The following is a 17,387-nucleotide window of genomic DNA, read 5'->3' on the forward strand; positions in this document are numbered from 1 at the left end:
GCGGCAGGTTCGGTGGCGTGAGAGTCGCCCTGGTTGCCGAGCAGTTCCTCCCCCACATGAACGGTGTCACGCACTCGGTGCTGCGGGTGCTCGAGCACCTGCGCGCCGGCGGCCACGACGTCGTCGTCGTGGCCCCCTCCTACGCCCCGGCGCCCCTCGGGGGCCTGGTGGAGGACGTCGTCGAGGACCTCGACGGCGTCCCGGTCCACCGGCTGCCCGCCGTCCCGCTGACCGGCTACCCGGACGTGCGCGTGGCCGGGGGCACCGTCGCCCGGGTGCGGCGGCTGCTGGAGCGGTTCCGGCCCGACGTCGTCCACGTCGCCTCGCCGTTCGTCCTGGGCCGCCGGGCGATCCTGGCGGCCCACCAGCTGGCCGTGCCCTGCGTGGCGGTCTACCAGACGGACGTGCCCGGCTACACCGCCAAGTACGGCGCGCCGTTCCTCGAGCAGCTGCTGTGGGCGCGGGTGCGGGCCATGCACAACCTCGCGACCCTGACCCTCGCGCCCTCGTCCGCCGCCGTGGGCCAGCTCGTGGAGCACGGTGTCCGCGACGTGCGGATCTGGCGGCGCGGGGTGGACACCGTCCGGTTCTGCCCGCGGCACCGGGACGAGCAGTGGCGCGAGGAGGTCGCCGCGGGGCGGCGGATCGTCGGCTACGTGGGCCGGATCGCCCCGGAGAAGCAGGTCGAGGACCTGGCCGCGGTCGCGGACCTGCCGGGCACGCGCCTCGTGGTCGTGGGCTCCGGGCCGGAGGAGGAGTCGCTGCGCCGCCGGCTGCCGGGCGCCCACTTCGCCGGGTTCCGCACCGGCGCGGACCTGGCCCGGATCATGGCGTCCTTCGACGTCTTCGTCCACCCCGGCGAGTTCGAGACCTTCTGCCAGACGATCCAGGAGGCCATGGCCTCGGGGGTGCCCGTGGTCGCGACCGGCCGGGGCGGGCCCCTCGACCTCGTGGACTCCTCCCGCACCGGCTGGCTCTATCCGCCCGGGGACCTGGCCGCCCTGCGGGGCCGGGTCGCGGACCTCGTGGGCGACGACGCGAAGCGGGCCGCGTTCGGCGCGGCCGCGCACGCCGCGGTCCAGGACCGGACCTGGCACGCGCTCGGCGAGGAGCTCCTGGGGCACTACCGCAGTGCCGTGGAGCTCTCGGCCCGGGCCCGCGCCCCGCGTCACCGCTGGCCCGTCTGAGGGTTAGCCGCGGGCGGTCCTCACGTCGAGGACGTCCACCCCCGTGCCGGCGTAGCGCTCCGGCTCGGCGGTGAGCACCGTGAGCCCGTGCACGAGCGCGGTCGCGGCGATGAGCCCCGCGACCGGATCGGGCCGGCGAGGAGCGTCCAGCCCGCCCCAGGTGCGGCTGACCAGGGCGTCCACCGGCAGCACCCGGTCCGGGAAGCGCAGCTCGAGCTGCTCTGCCCACAGCGCCTCGTCCGGCCGCCCGGCCAGGAGCTCGCCGAGCACCGGGGCGGGGAGGAACATGCGGCGGTGGCCGTGCCGGCGCAGGGCCGCGGCGATCTCCGGGCAGCGGTCCGGGGTGCGCACGCCCAGCAGCACGGAGCGGTCCAGGAGCAGGTCCACGGCGGTCAGGTCCTCGGCCCGGGGCGGCCGTCAGGCCGCGGCCGCGAGCCGGCCGCGGGCGGGCGCCAGCAGGAACTCGACGAACTCGTTGCGGGCCTGCACCACGCGGGCGTAGTCCTCGACGCTCATGGCGGCCGCGCTCAGGCCGGGCCCGGCGGCGGATGGTGCGGCCACGGGGGCAGGAGGAACGGGGGGAAGGGCGTCGGGCATGACCGGGATCCTTCGATGTGCTCTTGCTCGCACCGGGTGCCGCCGTGGCGGCGATGCGAGCCGCTTCCTCATCCGAACCACCCGCGAACATGGGGTTGGTGCCCGGTCAAGTCGGAGCTTGCCGACCGGGTCTCTTGAAGCTGCTCCCATTGAACCACATGTGGCGGACCGCACGCCGTGGCGCGCCCGGCGTCCCCGGACCGTCACCGGGCCGACACCTCGCCGACACACGGTTCGTGTTCACTGGTGCCGTGGCGCCGAGGGCCGCACCACCGAGGATTACGTCTTCGTGACACAACTCACGACGGACTTGTCGGAGTGTCGGCCCCACGGGGTAGCCTGGACCTGCTTCTCGAGATGCAGCTTCCGCGCGCTCGGACGGGACAGGACGTCCCGGACACGGGTTCGCGGACAGGCTCCGACCAGCTGCGCGCCAACCCGCAGTTCACGGGTGGTTCGGATGACGAAGCGGCGGGCAACGACACCGGATGCCTGCAAGAACGTCAGGAGAAAAACATGACCATGTCCAAGGAAAGACCAGCGAGCACCACCGACCAGCGTGAGGAGTGGATCGACGTCACCGTCACCACCCTCCCCGACCTGCACCTCGTCCGGCTGACGTCGACCGAGGGCGACGTCCAGGAATACCTGAGCGCGGAGGCCGCGGACCTGGCCGCCGCCGCGGAGCACACGGCGGGGACGGCGCAATGGTGCGCCAAGTACCACCAGCTCCTCGTCCCCGGCGCCATGGCGGCGACCGGACGGCACCCGTTCTTCAAGCTGCACCCGGCGCTGCCGCTGTCGGCGTAGACAGACGGCACGTCCCACCGGCGAAGGCCGCGGCCCCCTCGGGGGTCGCGGCCTTCCTCGTGCCCGGGTCCGGGCCGGCCGTCAGGCCAGGCCGTAGTCCCCCGGCGCGCCCCAGCCCTCGCCGGTCCCGTCGGCGGAGCCGTCGGCCTCCCACCCGGAGGCCTCCCACTCGGAGCTCTCCAGCTCGAAGGGCACGGAGGCGGTGAGCTCGGCCTCGGGGACGCGGTTGACGAGGAACGGGTCCTCCTCACCGGCCGGTGGGTGCGGGACGGGATCGACCACGGCGGGCTCCTCGGCGACGGCCCGGTCCGGGCGGCCGGGGAACGGCAGAACCGCCGCCGGGCGCGTGCCCGGCGGCGGTTCTGGACGGATCGGACGGGCCGTGGGCCCGTGGTCCCGGTCCTTAGGAGATGACGGTGATGTTCGCAGCCTGGGGGCCCTTGGGGCCGTCCTGGGTCTCGAACTCGACGCGGTCGTTCTCGTTCAGCGAGCGGAAGCCGCCGGAGTTGATCGCGGAGAAGTGGGCGAAGACGTCCTTGGAGCCGTCCTCGGGGGTGATGAAGCCGAAGCCCTTGTCGGCGTTGAACCACTTGACGATGCCGGTAGTCATGGGAGTACCTGATCCTTCATGAGATGAACGTTTCCCGACGGTCGAGAAACCAAAGAGTTGTGATGCCTGGAAAACGTCTTCTCAGAAAAACTGCTGCACCCGAGCGGGCCGAACTGCTTGAAATACAAAAACGACAACCTCAACAACTTCGCACGAGCCTACACCACATCCCCCCGCAGTGCCCAGCGTCCGCGGGACGGACCCGCTCGCGCCGATCCCCCGCCGCCCCGGGGCACGAGGAGGCCCCGGGGCCTCCTCGTGCGCGCAGCCGCGCGTCAGCTCATGAGCTTGTCGACCAGCGCCTGGGCGAATTCCGGGGAGATGTCCCCGTAGTTGAGGGAGAAGTCCTCGTCCACCTTGGCGGGCAGCATCCCGGAGCACAGCACCGCGGCGCGGGCGTAGAGCCCGGACAGCTCGGCGCCGATGGGCACGGACAGCAGCTGCAGCTCCGGGTCGTAGGAGACGATCGGGACGCCCGCCTGCCGGGCCGCGAAGTGCTTGCCGATCCCCGAGGCGACGAGCCGGGCGTGGCCGGACTCGACGTCGGCTGGGGTCCGGAACGCGTACCGGGTGCGGTGGTGGTGGTTGATCCGGTACAGCCCGGGCCGGTCCCGGTCCTCGGTGGCCTCCCACGTGGCGTCCTCGGGGACGAAGCGCTCGGCCACCCCGTTGTACTGCATCTCCGAGCGGCGCACGCGCTGCTCGACCTCCGACAGCGGGGGCAGGGTGTCGAGCATGACGGGCCCCGCCTCGAAGACGACGTCGCAGAAGCCCTCCGGCAGCGCCTCCTGGAGCTTCTCGAGGTCCACGTCTTGCAGCAGCGTGGTCGCGTGGTCCTCCGGGGAGAGGACCACCACGGACGCCTCCTGCGCGGCGGCGGCCTCGGCGACCACCGCCTCCTTCTCGGGGGTCCACCCGCCCGTGAGCAGCACGGAGCCGTCCACGAGCTGGGTCAGGGCGGGCCCGCAGACCTGCCAGCGGCGCACCGTCCAGTGCTCGTCCCGGACGACCTCGAGGAAGCCGAGGGCCTGCAGGTGGCCCACGAACCACTCCTCGAAGCGCTCGGAGTCCTCGAGCTGGCGGGCCACGATGGACAGGCTCGAGCGCTTGCCGCCGCCCAGGAAGGTCAGGGCGTCGCGGAACGGCATCCAGGACGTCGGGTACTCCCCCTCGTCCGGGCCGATGAAGCGCAGGGCCTCGACGGATCCGGTCTGGGTGATGGCCGAGGGCTTGGTGAGCCGGCCCGGGTAGCGCTTCTGCAGCCCGCACTGGGCGCACTGGCCGAAGATCCACGGCGCCTTGGCCTTGGGCTCCATGGCGGGCAGCACGATGCGGTGCCGGCCGGTGGCCAGGCAGGACCGGCCCTCCGGCTCGGGCAGCACGTTCGTGCGCTCGAGCAGCAGCTGCCCCTCGGAGGAGTGCCAGCCGGGGGCGGCGGGCACCTCGTGCGCCGCGGCGAGCTCCTGGGCGGGCAGGTTGTCGAAGGACCCCTGCACGTACTCCTCGGGCAGCTCCTCGAGGGTGGACGCGGTGACCGGCCACAGGGGCTCGTCCCGCACGTGCACCATCTCGCCCTCGTAGCCGAGGGAGCGCTGGGTGAGGTAGAAGGACGAGTCGCGCAGCTTGAACTCGCGCCGCTGCTTGACGGTGCGGCCCGCCTTGAGGACCAGGGTGTAGTCGTTGGGCTTGAGCGTCCCGTCGCGGCGGGCCAGCGGGGTCCCGCCCAGGGAGATCTGGAACGGGGGCACCCGGTTCTCGGTCAGCTTCGCCTTCTCGAGCTTGAACGAGTGCGGGTTGCGCCACTCGCACTCCACCGTCAGGGGCACGTCCGTGTCCGAAGTGACCGTCACCTGGGGCGGGCGCAGCGCGGACCAGCGCACCACGTCGCCGGGGATCCGCAGGCCGCCCGAGAGTGTCACCGCCGGCACCAGGCGGGGCACGAGCCCGGAGAAGTTGTCGTTGGCCGTCAGCTCGGGGTTGCCCGCGCGCAGCACCTGCACGTCGTCGAACATCACCCAGCCCTCGGCGAGTCCCTGGGTGCCGGCCTCGACGAAGCGGTAGTCCGGGGAGGCGGAGTCGTCGAGGATCCGCTTGACCTGCGCGATCATCTCGGGCTCGTCGCGCACCATGATCCGGCTCGGCCAGGCCGCGGGGATGTGGTCGACGGAGATGAAGGTGTCCGAGAACCCGTCCTTCGCGAAGACGACGACGGGGCGCGGGTTGCGCTCGAAGCGCACCTCCCCGGCGCTGATCCTCAGCGCGCCGCCCAGCAGCGTCGGGGCGTCGATCCGCGCGGTGTAGGCCGACACGCCCAGGAAGGCGTCGCCGATGTAGGACAGGAAGACCGTGCGGGGGCCCGCCGTGGTCTCGAGCTCCACCTCCCGGCCGGACAGGAAGCGCTTGGGCACCACGAACCCGAGCTCGAACACGGGGTTGCCCACGTAGTCGGTGCCGTCCGTGAGGGACAGGGAGCAGGACTTCACGGCGCTGCGGCCGGGGCCGCGGCCGTTGGCCCGGACCTCGGCGCGGGCCTGCTCGCGGGACTTCTCCCACACCCCGAGCTCCGCGAGGGCGATCTCCAGGCCGGGCTCCCGGGTGAGGGGGTTCGCCCAGATCTGCTTCATGGGCTTGGACGCCCGCGTGTCGGCGACGTCGAGCCAGAAGTCGAGGTAGATGCCGAGCTCGGCCGCCGACAGCCCCTGGGCCGTGGTCATCCCGAGGTCCTCGAACATCCGGTGCAGCTGGCGCCGCTCCGCCTCGCCGAGCATCGTCTGGGACAGGGCGAGCCCCACGGGCCGCTGGTTGACGGCGTACGCCGTGGGCAGCCCGATCTCGCCGTCGCGCAGCTCCAGCCAGTAGCGCAGGGCGTCCCAGTACGCCTCCGTGTCCTTCTTGAAGGAGGCCTCGAGGACCTTCGCGTTCTCCGGGCCCACCTGGAGCAGCACCGCGAGGGGCAGGAAGAAGGTGGAGACGGACTTGTTGCCGGTCCGCGCGGCCAGGGTGGACATGTGCCGGCCCGCGAGCGCGAAGAGGGCCAGGAGCGCGACGACGGGCGGCGGCGGGATCTCGGCGAGGGAGTCCAGGCTGCGCCGGGTGGCCCGGTACCACTTGGCGTTGAGGCGGGTGAAGGCGTCGAACACGGAGCGCCGCGGGTCGGAGGGCACCAGCAGCGGCGTCACCGAGTCGGCGAGGGCCCGCAGGGTGGAGGGGCCGTCGAGCCCCTGCTCCGCGCCGATCGCGGCGAGGGTCTTGTCGTCGAGGTCGAGGTAGACGGGCTCCCCGGAGCGGTGGGGCCCGAAGAAGGCCGCGCACACGGCGTCGTTCCACCGGAGGTAGGCGACCTCCTCGGCACTGTCGGCAATGGCATGGTCTCCGAGGCGGAGCCCAGCAGTGTCGGGCACGAGTCCTCCGTCCGCGGCCGCACGTGGGGCCGCTGTCGTCGTTCGAGGGGTCGCCACGATTATAGATAGCCCGCGAGGGGGCTCGGGACGCGGCCCGGTTGTCCCCCTGGGCCGATACGGTGGAGGGATGCACTCCCCTCCCGTCCCCCTCGTGGACTCCCGGCGGCTGGTCGCCGCCGCGGGGCCCGCGGTCTTCCAGCGCGGCCAGGACTACTTCCGGGCCGGGCGGGTGCGCTCCGCCCAGTGGTCCGGGGAGGCCGGGGGACCGGGCACCCTCGCGGCCCAGGTCGAGGGCTCCGGCGGGACCTACTCCGTGTCCGTGCGGGTGGGGGCCGGCGGCGTCCCGGGCCCCGCGTGGTGCAGCTGCCCCGCCGGGGGCTTCTGCAAGCACGCGGTGGCCGCCGTGCTGCGGCACAACTTCGAGACGGCGGTCCGGGCCCACCGCACGGACGGGGCGGCCGGGCCCGCGGGGTCCTCCGCCGCCCGCGAGCCCGGGGCGCCACAGGACCCCGGGTCGCCCGACTGGAAGGACGCCCTGTCCCGCATCCTGGGCGGGGCCCCCGGGCCCGGGGGCCCCGGTCCCGAGGAACCGGTCGGGGTGGGGCTGGAGTTCGACCTGCGCCGCGAGCCCTACCGCTACGTGCACGGCGCCGGCCGGCCCGGGGCGGGCCGCCCGGCGCCGTGGCACCTCTACGTCCGGCCGGTGCGCCGGGGCCGGCGGGAGCAGTGGATCAAGGGCGGCCTGGACTGGGAGCGGATCACCTCGGAGCCCGGGGCCCTGGATCCCGCCCAGGCCGACTGGTTCGACGAGCTGCGGGCCCTCAGCGCCACCCGCTCCCCCTACGCGGTGCACGACCGCCACTGGATCCGGCTGGACTCCTACGCCTCGCCCCTGCTGTGGGGGATCCTCGCCCGGGCGCCGCAGGCGGGGATCTCCCTGGTCGGGCGGGAGCACGGGCTGCCCGTGACCCTTGAGGAGCCGGGGCGGTTCTCTGTCGACGTCGTGCGCGGCGCGGGCGACGCCCTCGAGCTGCGCCCCACCGTGCACAGCGGCGAGCGCCGGATCGCGCTCACCACCGCCCGGATCATCGGGGACCCCGGCCACGGGCTCTTCCACCCCGACGGGGACCCGGCGGCCGTCGCGGACACCGAGGACCTCAATGTCTTCCCCCTGCGGCTCGTGCCCCTGGCCACCCGGCTGACCCGGGAGCAGCGGCGGTTCCTCGACACGGCGGGCGGGCTGACCATCCCCGAGGACGAGGTCGGGGAGTTCTTCGACCGCTACTTCCCGCGGCTGCACCGCAGCATGGACGTCGCCACCGGGGACGGGTCGATCGAGCTGCCGCAGGTGGCCGACCCCGAGCTCGTGCTCACCCTGGAGCACCAGGAGCTGACCGTGCGCGCCACCTGGGAGTGGGAGTACCAGCGGGGCCGGGAACGGATCCGGCTGCCGTTCCGCCCGGTGGACCCCCTGGCCGACGAGCCCGTGGACCGGGAGAGCTCGTGGGAGACGGCCGTCACCGCCGCGGTGCGCCACCGCGCCCCGGGCCTCGACCTGCGCCGGTCGAGCTACGTGGCCGGGGACGCCCTCGTGCTGATGCGCGAGTGGTTGCCCGCGCTGGAGAAGGTCCAGGACCTGCGGATCGAGCACGCCGGCGGACGGCCCGCCTACCAGGAGATCTCCTCCCCGCCGACCATCACGGTCAGCACCGCCGCCACCGAGCGGCGCGACTGGTTCGACCTGGGCGTGACCGTGAAGGTGGGCGAGTTCTACATCCCCTTCGCCGACGTCTTCCGCGCCCTCGACCTCGGCCAGGACGTCATGCTCACCCCCGACGGGTCCTGGTTCGCCCTGGACCGCCCGGAGTTCGACCGCCTGCGGGAGCTGATCAAGGAGGCTCGCTCCCTGCAGGAGCACCCCGACGGGCCGCTGCGGATCCACCGGCAGCAGGCCGGGCTGTGGCAGGACCTCGAGGACCTCGCCACCGAGACCGAGCAGGCGCAGGCCTGGCGGGAGGGCGTGCGCGCGCTGCTCGACCTCGACGCCGTGGAGGCCCCGCCGGTGCCGGCGGGCCTGCACGCGGAGCTGCGCCCCTACCAGCGGGACGGCTACACGTGGCTGAGCTTCCTGTGGGACCACGGGCTGGGCGGGATCCTCGCCGACGACATGGGCCTCGGCAAGACCGTCCAGGCGATCGCCCTCATCTGCCGCGCGCGGGAGCGCGACCCCGGCCTCCCCCCGTTCCTCGTGGTCGCGCCCACCTCGGTGGTGCCGAACTGGGTCGCGGAGATCCGCCGCTTCGCCCCCTCGCTGCAGGTCGCCGGCGTCACCGACACGCAGGGCAAGGCCGGCACCGCGCTCGCGGACACGGCCGCCGGCGCGCACGTGGTGGTGACGTCCTACACGCTGCTGCGCCTCGACGAGACCGCGTACCGGGGCGTGTCCTGGGCGGGCGTGCTCCTCGACGAGGCCCAGTTCGTGAAGAACCCCCGCACCAAGGCGCACCGGGCGGCCAGAGAGCTCGACGCCCCCTTCAAGCTGGCCATCACCGGCACGCCGTTGGAGAACAGCCTCGTCGAGCTGTGGGCGCTGCTCTCGCTCACCGCGCCGGGGCTGTTCCCGTCGCGGCGGAAGTTCACGGAGACCTACCAGCGCCCCATCGAGCGCGCCGAGGACGCCGAGGCGCTGGCCCGGTTGCGGCGCCGGGTCAAGCCCCTCATGCTGCGCCGCACCAAGGAGTCCGTGGACCTGGAGCTGCCGCCCAAGCTGGAGCAGACCATCGAGGTGGAGCTCTCCCCCGCGCACCGCCGGATCTACGACACCCGCCTGCAGCGGGAGCGGCAGAAGGTGCTCGGGCTGCTGCGGGACCTGGACCGCAACCGGTTCACGATTTTCCAGTCCCTCACGACCCTGCGCCTGCTCAGCCTCGACGCGTCCCTCGTGGACCCCGAGGCGGAGGTGTCCTCCAGCAAGCTGGACCTGCTCTTCGAGCACCTGCCCGAGATCGTGGCCGAGGGCCACCGGCCCCTGGTGTTCAGCCAGTTCACGAGCTTCCTCAAGAAGGCCGCGGCCCGGCTGGACGAGCTGAAGATCCCCTACGCCTACCTCGACGGGTCGACGACGGACCGCGCCGGGGTGCTCGAGCGGTTCACCTCGGGGCAGGCCCCGGTGTTCCTGGTGAGCCTCAAGGCGGGCGGCTTCGGGCTGAACCTGACCCAGGCGGACTACTGCTTCCTGCTCGACCCGTGGTGGAACCCCGCCACCGAGGAGCAGGCCGTGGACCGCACCCACCGCATCGGCCAGCAGAAGAAGGTCATGGTGTACCGGCTCGTGGCGCGGGACACCATAGAGGAGAAGGTCATGGAGCTCAAGGAGCGCAAGGCCCGGCTCTTCACGGCGGTGCTCGACGACGACCGGATGTTCTCCGGCTCCCTCACGGCGGAGGACATCCGCGGGCTGCTCGAGCCGTGACGAGGCGGTTGCGTGCGCCGTGTCAACAGCGGGTCACAATCCCCCGGCGCTCCCGGTGCCGGAGGCGGAACGACTAGCATCGACACAACGCCGCCCACCCCGTGGCGCGGCCGTCCCCGTCGGTCCCCGACGCGCGCCTCCGCGCGGATCCCGTACCGACCTCTCGACCGAAGGACCTAACATGCCGTACGCCGTGGCGGGTCTCGCCGCCTTCGTGCAGCGCTACGGCTCCCTCATCCGCGCCATGGCGCGGCGCGGGATGACCCGCGGACAGGTGCGGATGCGCTTCCTCCTCCTGTTCCCGGACGAGTCGCCGGCGCTGCTGGACGAGGCCATCGCCCAGCTGGGCGCCCAGTTCTCCCCGGGCACGACCGCACCCGAGGTCGGGGACGGCGCCGTGGCCGCCGGGGTGTGGCTGACCATGGCACACCACCTCGGTCTGGCCCCGGACCCGGACTACGCCGCCCTGCACCTGAGCACGGAGACGGTCCGCGACGTCACGGCCGTGCTCGCCGCGGCCGACACCGACGGCAGCGTCACCCGCCGGGTCCTGGGGCTCATCGGGGCCGCCCAGCAGCACTGCGCCGACGAGCCGTCGACCACCTTCGGCGCCCACGACTACGAGCGGGCCCGGCTGAGCCTGTGCACCGGCGCGAACTTCCTGTGCGCCCTGGCCCACTACTGGCCGGCGGCCGAGCGGACCGTCTCCCAGCGCCTCGGCGAGGGCCGGTGGAGCCGGGCGATGGAGCAGATCGGCCTGCCGGCCGCGGCCGGCGAGCCCGACGTCCACGTCTTCACCGAGGAGGAGTACGCCGAGGCCGTGACCGCGTTCCTCTCCGAGTGCCGCAGGCACGGGAAGCGCCCCACCACGACCCGGTACGGGCGGTGGGCCGTGGAGCAGGGCGCCCGCAGGACCCCCCGCCCCTACTTCGACGGGGTCCGCCGCTACTTCGGGTCCTGGGAGGAGGCCATGCGCTTCGCCTCCGGCCGCCAGCCGGTGGGCGAGCCCGCGGGCGAGGGCTTCGCCGACACGAGGACCTGGTCCGACCTGGCCACGCCCGAGGCGCAGGAGCTGCTGGGCCGCGCGGGCATCGGCGTCGTCGCCGCGGGTCCCGGTCCCACGGTCGCCGACGAGGACGTGTGGGACGACCTGCACCGGCTCATCGCCACCGTCCTGGCCCGGCTGCCGTGGAATGACTTCCTCGTCATCGAGTACGAGCCCCTGCAGGGCCGCACGGAGGCCCCCGTCGCGTGGGCCGGCGTGGGCCCCCACGGCGTGGAGTGCTCCGTGCTCTCCCGGGAGCAGCTCACGCACGCGGCGTGGCCCGTCGACGAGACCTTCTTCAATGAGGACGAGTGGACCGAGCCGGCGGGCTGGGACCAGCCGTGGACTACCGGGCCGGTGGGCTTCCAGGACGCCGCCCAGCGGCTCGTCGACGGCCTGCGCTTCGGCTGGGGCTGCGCCGACCCCTACCGCTTCCACTGGGGCGTCGGTTCCTTCCCGGCCGAGCCGGTGGCACCCGGCGACGCCACGGTCATCGACGCCGACCGGCGGCGCCACCCCGCCGGGACGACGGACACCCGGGGCTCCTGAGCCCGGTCCGCGCCCGGCCGGTTTCGGTGCACCGAATCCGGGCTCCGCCGCTCCCGGCCTACACTCGTCGGGAAGCGAAGGGGAGTAGTTCCCGGGCCCGCGCGCCCGTCGGTCTGTCGCCATCCCGGTCTCGACGAGGAGCCCCGGCAGCCCACCCGCACCCGCGGGCGAACGAGACCTTCACCGGACGAACCACTCCCGGTCGGGCCCCGCGCACCGTGGCTCCCGCCCGGCCCGAGGAAGGCCGCATGAGCACCCCCACCGACACTGGCTCCGCCCCGCGCGAGCACCCGCAGCCGGCCCAGATCCGCCGCTGGCGCAAGTACCTCGCCGAGGAGCGGGCCGAGGCCCAGATCTACCGCCGGCTCGCCGCGCGCAGCTCCGGGCGCGAACAGGAGATCCTCCACCAGGTCGCCGAGGCGGAGCAGCGCCACGCCGAGCACTGGGTGCGCCTGCTCGGCCCGCACGCCGACGCCGCCGCCCGCCCGTCGCTGTCCTCGCGCCTGCTCCTGTTCCTCGCCGCCCACCTCGGCACCGTCTTCGTGCTCGCCCTGCTGCAGCGCGCCGAGAGCCGCTCCCCCTACGACCGGGAGCAGGACGCCTCCGAGGCCATGGCCGCGGACGAGGCGGTGCACGAGGAGATCATCCGGGCCCTCGCCACCGAGGGCCGGCACAAGCTCTCGGGCAACTTCCGGGCGGCCGTGTTCGGCGCCAACGACGGCCTCGTGTCCAACCTCGCCCTCGTCATGGGCGTGGGGGCGACCGGCACCTCCCCGTCGATGGTGCTCTTCGCGGGGGTCGCCGGCCTGCTCGCGGGCGCCCTGTCCATGGGGGCCGGGGAGTTCGTCTCCGTCCGCTCCCAGCGGGAGCTGCTCGACGCGTCCCAGCCCACCCAGGTCACCCTGCACGTCGCCCCGAACCTGGACCTGGACGCCAACGAGCTCGTGCTGATCTACCGGGCGCGGGGCATGAGCGAGGAGGCCGCCGAGCACCGCGCGGCCGAGCGCCTTGGCTTCTTCGACTGCGACTGCGACCCGTCCCGGTCCTTCCGGGACCCCGTCGAGGACGAGCCCGACCCCCAGGCCCACGTCGCCCTGGGCACGGACCTGGGCGCGGCGGCCTCCAGTTTCGGCTTCTTCGCCTCCGGGGCGCTCATCCCGATCCTGCCGTACCTCTTCGGGCTGACCGGGCTGCCGGCGATGACGCTCGCGCTCGCGCTCGTCGGGATCGCGCTGCTGGTGACCGGGGGCCTGGTCGGCCTGCTCTCCGGCGCCTCGCCGTGGAAGCGCGGCCTGCGCCAGCTGGCGATCGGCTACGGGGCGGCGCTGGCCACCTATCTGCTGGGGCTGCTCTTCAACACGAGCGTCGCCTGAGCCGACCCGGCGACGTCACGGAAGCGAACGGGGGCCGTCCCCACTTGCGGGGACGGCGCCCGGGAGCGTGCGTGCCCGCGGCGGCCGCCCGGCACCGGCGACGGCCCCGCACGGCCGCTGAGCGGCGCGGATCCGCGGCCGGGCGGCCGACCCCGGCACGGGCCCGTGGCGGCGCCGAACGGCGGACACCGGAAATTTCCCGGGGGAACCGGGTGCGAACCCGCCACGGAGTCGGATATGGTTGCTTCCGTGGTGAAAACCACAGCAATGGGGGAAATTGCACGGGTAGGACCCATTCGGACGCACTGGGGGGTGCACCGTCTGCGGCACCTGTGTTCTGAAAGCCGCTCAGCCCACGGCTCTCCTCTGTTGAGGCGTGCAACGCCTGCCGATGGCCGCGGGTCCTCCACCGGAGGCGCATCTCTCCCCGCGCCGGGCGGACTCCTACCGCCCGTTCCCGCGGCCATCGGTCTACACCCCCCTCCCCGGGGCTCCTCGCGGGCCGGAGCCGGCCGTCCGGCACCTCCGGACGCTGCGGCTAGGATCGTAGGGCCGCGCCCGTCGCCACCGACGCCGCAGAGCGCGGCCGCACCCGCCGCTCACCGCCGAGGAGTCCATCCATGCCCGACCAGGTCCCGGGGACCGTCGAACACGTCCTGACCGTCCACTGCCCGGAGGCCCACGGGCTGGTCAGTGCCATCACGTCCAACCTGACGCAGCAGGGCTGCGACATCTTCGACGTGAAGCACTTCTCCGACCGGTTCACGGACGAGTTCTTCATCCGCTGCCACACCGTCAGCGAGGCCGGCACCACCACCGTCGAGTCCCTCACCGAGGGCTTCGCCCCGGTGGCCGAGCAGCACGACATGCGGTTCCGGCTCGTGTCCGCGCAGCGCCGCACCCGGGTGCTGGTCATGGTCTCCCGGTTCTCCCACTGCCTCACCGACCTGCTGCACCGCACCCGGATCGGCGAGCTGCCCATCGAGATCGTGGCCGTGGTCTCCAACCACCTGGACCACAAGAGCCTCGTCGAGTGGCACGACATCCCGTTCCACCACATCCCGGTCACCACCGCGACCAAGCAGCAGGCCGAGCAGCGGCTGCTCGGCCTCGTGGACCGCTACGACGCGGAGCTGGTCGTGCTGGCCCGCTACATGCAGATCCTCTCCGACGAGCTCACCCGCGAGCTGTCGGGCCGGTGCATCAACATCCACCACTCGTTCCTGCCCTCCTTCAAGGGCGCCAAGCCCTACCACCAGGCCTACGCCCGCGGCGTGAAGATGGTCGGGGCCACCGCCCACTACGTCACCGGCGACCTCGACGAGGGCCCGATCATCGCCCAGCGCGTCATTCCCGTGGACCACGCCCACACCCCCGACGACCTCGTGGCGGTGGGCCGCGACGCCGAGATGCAGGCTCTCTCCCGCGCCGTGCGGTGGCACGCGGAGGGCCGCGTGGTGCTCTCCGGCAACCGCACCATCGTCCTGGTCTGAGGGGGGCCGCCCCGGTTGGTGCCGGCGGGGACGTGGGGGTCCCCGCCGTCGTGCGCCCGCGGCGGCGGCTGCGCCGGTGCGCGTCATGGAGCCCACTTCTCACCGGCGGGCGTCGACCGGTTGCCGTCCGGCGCCTACCGTGGAGATGTCCGGGCGCGACACCGCGTCGGCACGCCTCGCGGGGCCCGGATCCGACCGCCGGCCTCGCCCTCGGGGTCTCGGGGTCCCGTGCAGGCATTTCCTCGCAGGGAAGGAACCGTCATGAGCGACGCACCGAACACCAGCACCCCCACCGGCGACCGCGTCATCGTGGCCGTCGACGGCTCGGGGCACTCCCAGGACGCCCTGCGCGAGGGCGACCGCCTGGCGCGGGCCCTCGGGGCACCGCTGGAGGCCATCATGTGCTGGGACAGCTCGTACCTCTACGAGAGCTACGCCGACATCGACCCCGCGAGGTTCGCCGCCGAGAGCGACGAGCTGCTCGCCACCACCCTCGCCCAGGTCTTCGGGGAGGACCTCCCGGAATACCTCACCCCCCGCCTGCTCCGCGGCCAGGCAGCGGCCCGGCTCATCGAGGAGAGCAAGAACGCCCAGCTGCTGGTCGTGGGCCCCCGCGGCAGGGGCGGGGTGCTGGGCATGATCCTGGGCTCGGTCAGCTCCGCGCTGATCTCCCACGCCCACTGCTCGGTCCTGGTGGCCCGCCCTTAGACGATCCCGGATGCCACACCGGTCACCGGTGGTCACGGCCCCGTCAGCGCAGACGCGCGGTGGCGTGCTCCGTTTCCGCCGCCCGGCGTGGGAGCCGGACGGGCTGCCGTCCTACTGCCGGCGGGGGCGGGAGAGGTCCGCGGCCATGTCGGCCCGGCCCTGCTGGAGCCGGGAGGTGTGCCCCCCGAGCTGGGCGAGCTCGTGGGTGAGCTCCTCCAGCTCCGCACCACCGGCCATCTGGGCGGTGAGGTCGCCCAGGGTGATGTCGGCCTTGTCGTAGTAGCCGATGGACTGCCCGCGCTTGAGCAGCAGGAACCGGTCGCCGACCGGGTAGGCGTGGTGGGGGTTGTGGGTGATGAACACCACTCCTAGACCGCGTTCGCGGGCCTGGAGGATGTAGCGCAGCACCACCCCGGACTGCTTCACGCCCAGGGCCGCGGTGGGCTCGTCCAGGATCAGCACCGTCGCGCCGAAGTGCACGGCGCGGGCGATGGCCACGCACTGGCGCTCACCGCCGGACAGCGTCCCGATGGGCTGCTCGACGTCGCGCAGGTCGATGCCCATGTCGGCCAGCTCCTTCTTGGTGATCTCCTTCATCTTCGCCACGTCCAGGCGCTTGAAGGGCCCGAACCCGGTGGTGAGCTCGGAACCGAGGAAGAAGTTGCGCCACACCGGCATCAGCGGCACCACGGCCAGATCCTGGTAGACGGTGGCGATCCCGGCGTCGAGGGCCTGACGGGGCGAGTTGAAGGTGGTCTCCTCGCCGTTGACGTACAGGGTCCCGTCGGTGTGCTGGTGGAGTCCGGCGATGATCTTGATCAGGGTGGACTTCCCCGCCCCGTTGTCGCCGAGCACGCAGGTGACCTTCCCGGCATGGACGGCCATGGTCACCTCGCGCAGGGCGATGATGTTGCCGTAGCGCTTGCCCACCCCGTCCAGCTCCACCAGGTGGGTGAAGCCGTCGGTAGGGGTGGCGGCGTGGGCGCCGGCGGTGGGGTCTGGTTGCGTCGTCATGACGGTCACCTACTTCCTCTCGATGCGCTTGCGCACGTACATGTTGACGATGGTGGCCAGCAGCAGCATCAGGCCGAGGAAGAACTTGAACCAGTCCGGGTTCCACTCGGCGTAGACGATGCCCCGTGAGGCGATGCCGAAGATCAGGGCGCCCAGGGCCCCGCCGATGGCGGAGCCGAAGCCGCCGGTGAGCAGGCACCCGCCGATGACCGCGCCGATGATGTAGAGGAACTCGTTGCCCACGCCCTCCCCGGACTGCACCGAGTCGAAGGCGAAGAGATTGTGCATGCCCAGCAGCCAGCCGCACAGGCCCACGCCCATGAACAATCCGATCTTGGTGCGCGCCACGGGCACACCCACCGCGCGGGAGGCGTCCTCGTCCCCGCCCACGGCGAAGATCCAGTTGCCCATCCGGGTCCTGAGCAAGATGAAGGTGGCCAGGCCGGTCAGGGCGATCCAGTAGAGGACGGTGATCCTGATGTCGACGCCGAGGATGTGCACGGACGAGGCGAAGACGGCCTTGGCGGAGGCGAAGCCATCCATGTCGCTGATCGGGGGCGAGGCCACCGAGCCGCTGATCAGCCGGGTCAGGGCCAGGTTCAGGCCGGTGAGCATGAGGAAGGTCGCCAGGGTGACGATGAAGCTGGGCAGCTTGGTGCGGATCAGCAGCCAGCCGTTGAGCAGGCCGATGAGCAGGGACACGGCGAGGGCCACGGCCACCCCCACCCAGACGTTGAGGACGAAGAACCAGCTGAACATCGAGGCCGTGAGCGCCGAGGTGATCACGGCCACCCCGGTGGAGAGGTCGAACTCTCCGCCGATCATCAGCAGGGACACCCCCACGACCATGATGCCGATGGTGGAGGCGCCGTAGAGCACCGTCGAGATCGACTGCGGGGCGGTGATGGACGGGGCGGCGACGGCGAAGAACAGCGCCACGACCAGCGCGCCCACCAGCGCCCCGATCTCGGGGCGGGCCAGGAACGTGCCGAGCAGGCCCTTGGTCCGGACCCGCTCGTCGGCCGGGTCCGCGGCGGTCGGGGCGGGCGCCCCGCCGGATCGGGGGGCCCCGGCGGGGTCGCGGTCCCGAGCGGGCGCCGCGGCCGGGGGGCGGGTGGAGGACATCGG

The 17,387-nt window shown here is 73.0% G+C and carries 14 protein-coding genes and 1 riboswitch; of the genes, 7 read left to right on the plus strand and 7 right to left on the minus strand.

All coding sequences use genetic code 11. From position 1 onward, the window contains the following. The first annotated feature begins 17 nt into the window (after positions 1-17). Positions 18-1,187 (plus strand): glycosyltransferase family 4 protein, encoded by a 1,170-nt coding sequence (locus M3185_RS12990; protein ID WP_251334105.1) that lies wholly within the window; start codon positions 18-20, stop codon positions 1,185-1,187. A gap of 3 nt (positions 1,188-1,190) precedes the next feature. On the opposite strand, the gene M3185_RS12995 is transcribed toward M3185_RS12990, so the two are convergent. Further along, the gene (locus M3185_RS12995; RefSeq protein WP_251334106.1) at positions 1,191-1,574 is read right to left on the minus strand and encodes a PIN domain-containing protein; all 384 of its coding nucleotides are present in this window, start codon (positions 1,572-1,574) and stop codon (positions 1,191-1,193) included. A 30-nt stretch (positions 1,575-1,604) separates the two neighbouring features. Further along, a complete protein-coding gene (locus M3185_RS13000; protein WP_251334107.1) occupies positions 1,605-1,784 on the minus strand; it encodes a hypothetical protein in 180 nt (59 codons plus the stop codon). 14 nt (positions 1,785-1,798) lie between these two features. Next, a riboswitch (SAM riboswitch) is annotated at positions 1,799-1,924 on the minus strand. A 376-nt stretch (positions 1,925-2,300) separates the two neighbouring features. Here M3185_RS13000 and M3185_RS13005 point away from each other — a divergent pair. Further along, a complete protein-coding gene (locus M3185_RS13005; protein ID WP_251334108.1) occupies positions 2,301-2,594 on the plus strand; it encodes a hypothetical protein in 294 nt (97 codons plus the stop codon). An 81-nt stretch (positions 2,595-2,675) separates the two neighbouring features. Here M3185_RS13005 and M3185_RS13010 read toward each other — a convergent pair whose 3' ends face one another. The 3 genes from M3185_RS13010 to M3185_RS13020 all read right to left on the minus strand — a co-directional run bounded on the left by M3185_RS13010 (position 2,676) and on the right by M3185_RS13020 (position 6,605). After that, positions 2,676-2,876 (minus strand): hypothetical protein, encoded by a 201-nt coding sequence (locus M3185_RS13010; protein ID WP_251334109.1) that lies wholly within the window; start codon positions 2,874-2,876, stop codon positions 2,676-2,678. Positions 2,877-2,997: 121 nt separating this feature from the next. After that, on the minus strand, positions 2,998-3,204 hold the full coding sequence (cspE, locus tag M3185_RS13015; protein WP_047804984.1) for a transcription antiterminator/RNA stability regulator CspE: 207 nt from the start codon (positions 3,202-3,204) through the stop codon (positions 2,998-3,000). 275 nt (positions 3,205-3,479) lie between these two features. Further along, the gene (locus M3185_RS13020) at positions 3,480-6,605 is read right to left on the minus strand and encodes a hypothetical protein (RefSeq protein ID WP_251334110.1); all 3,126 of its coding nucleotides are present in this window, start codon (positions 6,603-6,605) and stop codon (positions 3,480-3,482) included. A gap of 127 nt (positions 6,606-6,732) precedes the next feature. Between M3185_RS13020 and M3185_RS13025 the strand changes: the two genes are divergently transcribed. The 5 genes from M3185_RS13025 to M3185_RS13045 all read left to right on the plus strand — a co-directional run bounded on the left by M3185_RS13025 (position 6,733) and on the right by M3185_RS13045 (position 15,245). After that, positions 6,733-10,077, plus strand: a complete 3,345-nt coding sequence (locus tag M3185_RS13025) for a DEAD/DEAH box helicase (protein WP_251334111.1) — start codon at positions 6,733-6,735, stop codon at positions 10,075-10,077. A gap of 181 nt (positions 10,078-10,258) precedes the next feature. After that, positions 10,259-11,671 (plus strand): TY-Chap domain-containing protein, encoded by a 1,413-nt coding sequence (locus M3185_RS13030; RefSeq protein ID WP_251334112.1) that lies wholly within the window; start codon positions 10,259-10,261, stop codon positions 11,669-11,671. Positions 11,672-11,919: 248 nt separating this feature from the next. Further along, positions 11,920-13,044, plus strand: coding sequence for a VIT1/CCC1 transporter family protein (locus M3185_RS13035; protein ID WP_251334113.1), 1,125 nt, complete (start codon positions 11,920-11,922; stop codon positions 13,042-13,044). Between the two features lie 620 nt (positions 13,045-13,664). Further along, positions 13,665-14,537: a formyltetrahydrofolate deformylase gene (gene purU / locus M3185_RS13040; RefSeq protein WP_251334114.1), complete on the plus strand. Its 873-nt coding sequence runs from the start codon at positions 13,665-13,667 to the stop codon at positions 14,535-14,537. 261 nt (positions 14,538-14,798) lie between these two features. Next, a complete protein-coding gene (locus M3185_RS13045) occupies positions 14,799-15,245 on the plus strand; it encodes a universal stress protein (protein WP_251334115.1) in 447 nt (148 codons plus the stop codon). A gap of 111 nt (positions 15,246-15,356) precedes the next feature. On the opposite strand, the gene M3185_RS13050 is transcribed toward M3185_RS13045, so the two are convergent. Together M3185_RS13050 and M3185_RS13055 are read right to left on the minus strand one after the other, a co-directional pair. Then, a complete protein-coding gene (locus M3185_RS13050; RefSeq protein WP_251334116.1) occupies positions 15,357-16,259 on the minus strand; it encodes an ATP-binding cassette domain-containing protein in 903 nt (300 codons plus the stop codon). Positions 16,260-16,268: 9 nt separating this feature from the next. Further along, positions 16,269-17,384 (minus strand): ABC transporter permease, encoded by a 1,116-nt coding sequence (locus M3185_RS13055; protein WP_251334117.1) that lies wholly within the window; start codon positions 17,382-17,384, stop codon positions 16,269-16,271. Positions 17,385-17,387: the final 3 nt, after the last annotated feature.

It is taken from the genome of Kocuria rosea (assembly GCF_023715525.1).
Classification (GTDB): Bacteria; Actinomycetota; Actinomycetes; order Actinomycetales; family Micrococcaceae; genus Kocuria; species Kocuria rosea_A.

Coding starts and splice junctions, on each gene's coding strand:
- M3185_RS13000 (WP_251334107.1), bottom strand. CDS start 1,784: ATGCCCGACGCCCTTCCCCCCGTTCCTCCTGCCCCCGTGGCCGCACCA.
- purU (WP_251334114.1), top strand. CDS start 13,665: ATGCCCGACCAGGTCCCGGGGACCGTCGAACACGTCCTGACCGTCCAC.
- M3185_RS13035 (WP_251334113.1), top strand. CDS start 11,920: ATGAGCACCCCCACCGACACTGGCTCCGCCCCGCGCGAGCACCCGCAG.
- M3185_RS13025 (WP_251334111.1), top strand. CDS start 6,733: ATGCACTCCCCTCCCGTCCCCCTCGTGGACTCCCGGCGGCTGGTCGCC.
- M3185_RS13055 (WP_251334117.1), bottom strand. CDS start 17,384: ATGTCCTCCACCCGCCCCCCGGCCGCGGCGCCCGCTCGGGACCGCGAC.
- M3185_RS13030 (WP_251334112.1), top strand. CDS start 10,259: ATGCCGTACGCCGTGGCGGGTCTCGCCGCCTTCGTGCAGCGCTACGGC.
- M3185_RS13045 (WP_251334115.1), top strand. CDS start 14,799: ATGAGCGACGCACCGAACACCAGCACCCCCACCGGCGACCGCGTCATC.
- M3185_RS13050 (WP_251334116.1), bottom strand. CDS start 16,259: ATGACGACGCAACCAGACCCCACCGCCGGCGCCCACGCCGCCACCCCT.
- M3185_RS13005 (WP_251334108.1), top strand. CDS start 2,301: ATGACCATGTCCAAGGAAAGACCAGCGAGCACCACCGACCAGCGTGAG.
- cspE (WP_047804984.1), bottom strand. CDS start 3,204: ATGACTACCGGCATCGTCAAGTGGTTCAACGCCGACAAGGGCTTCGGC.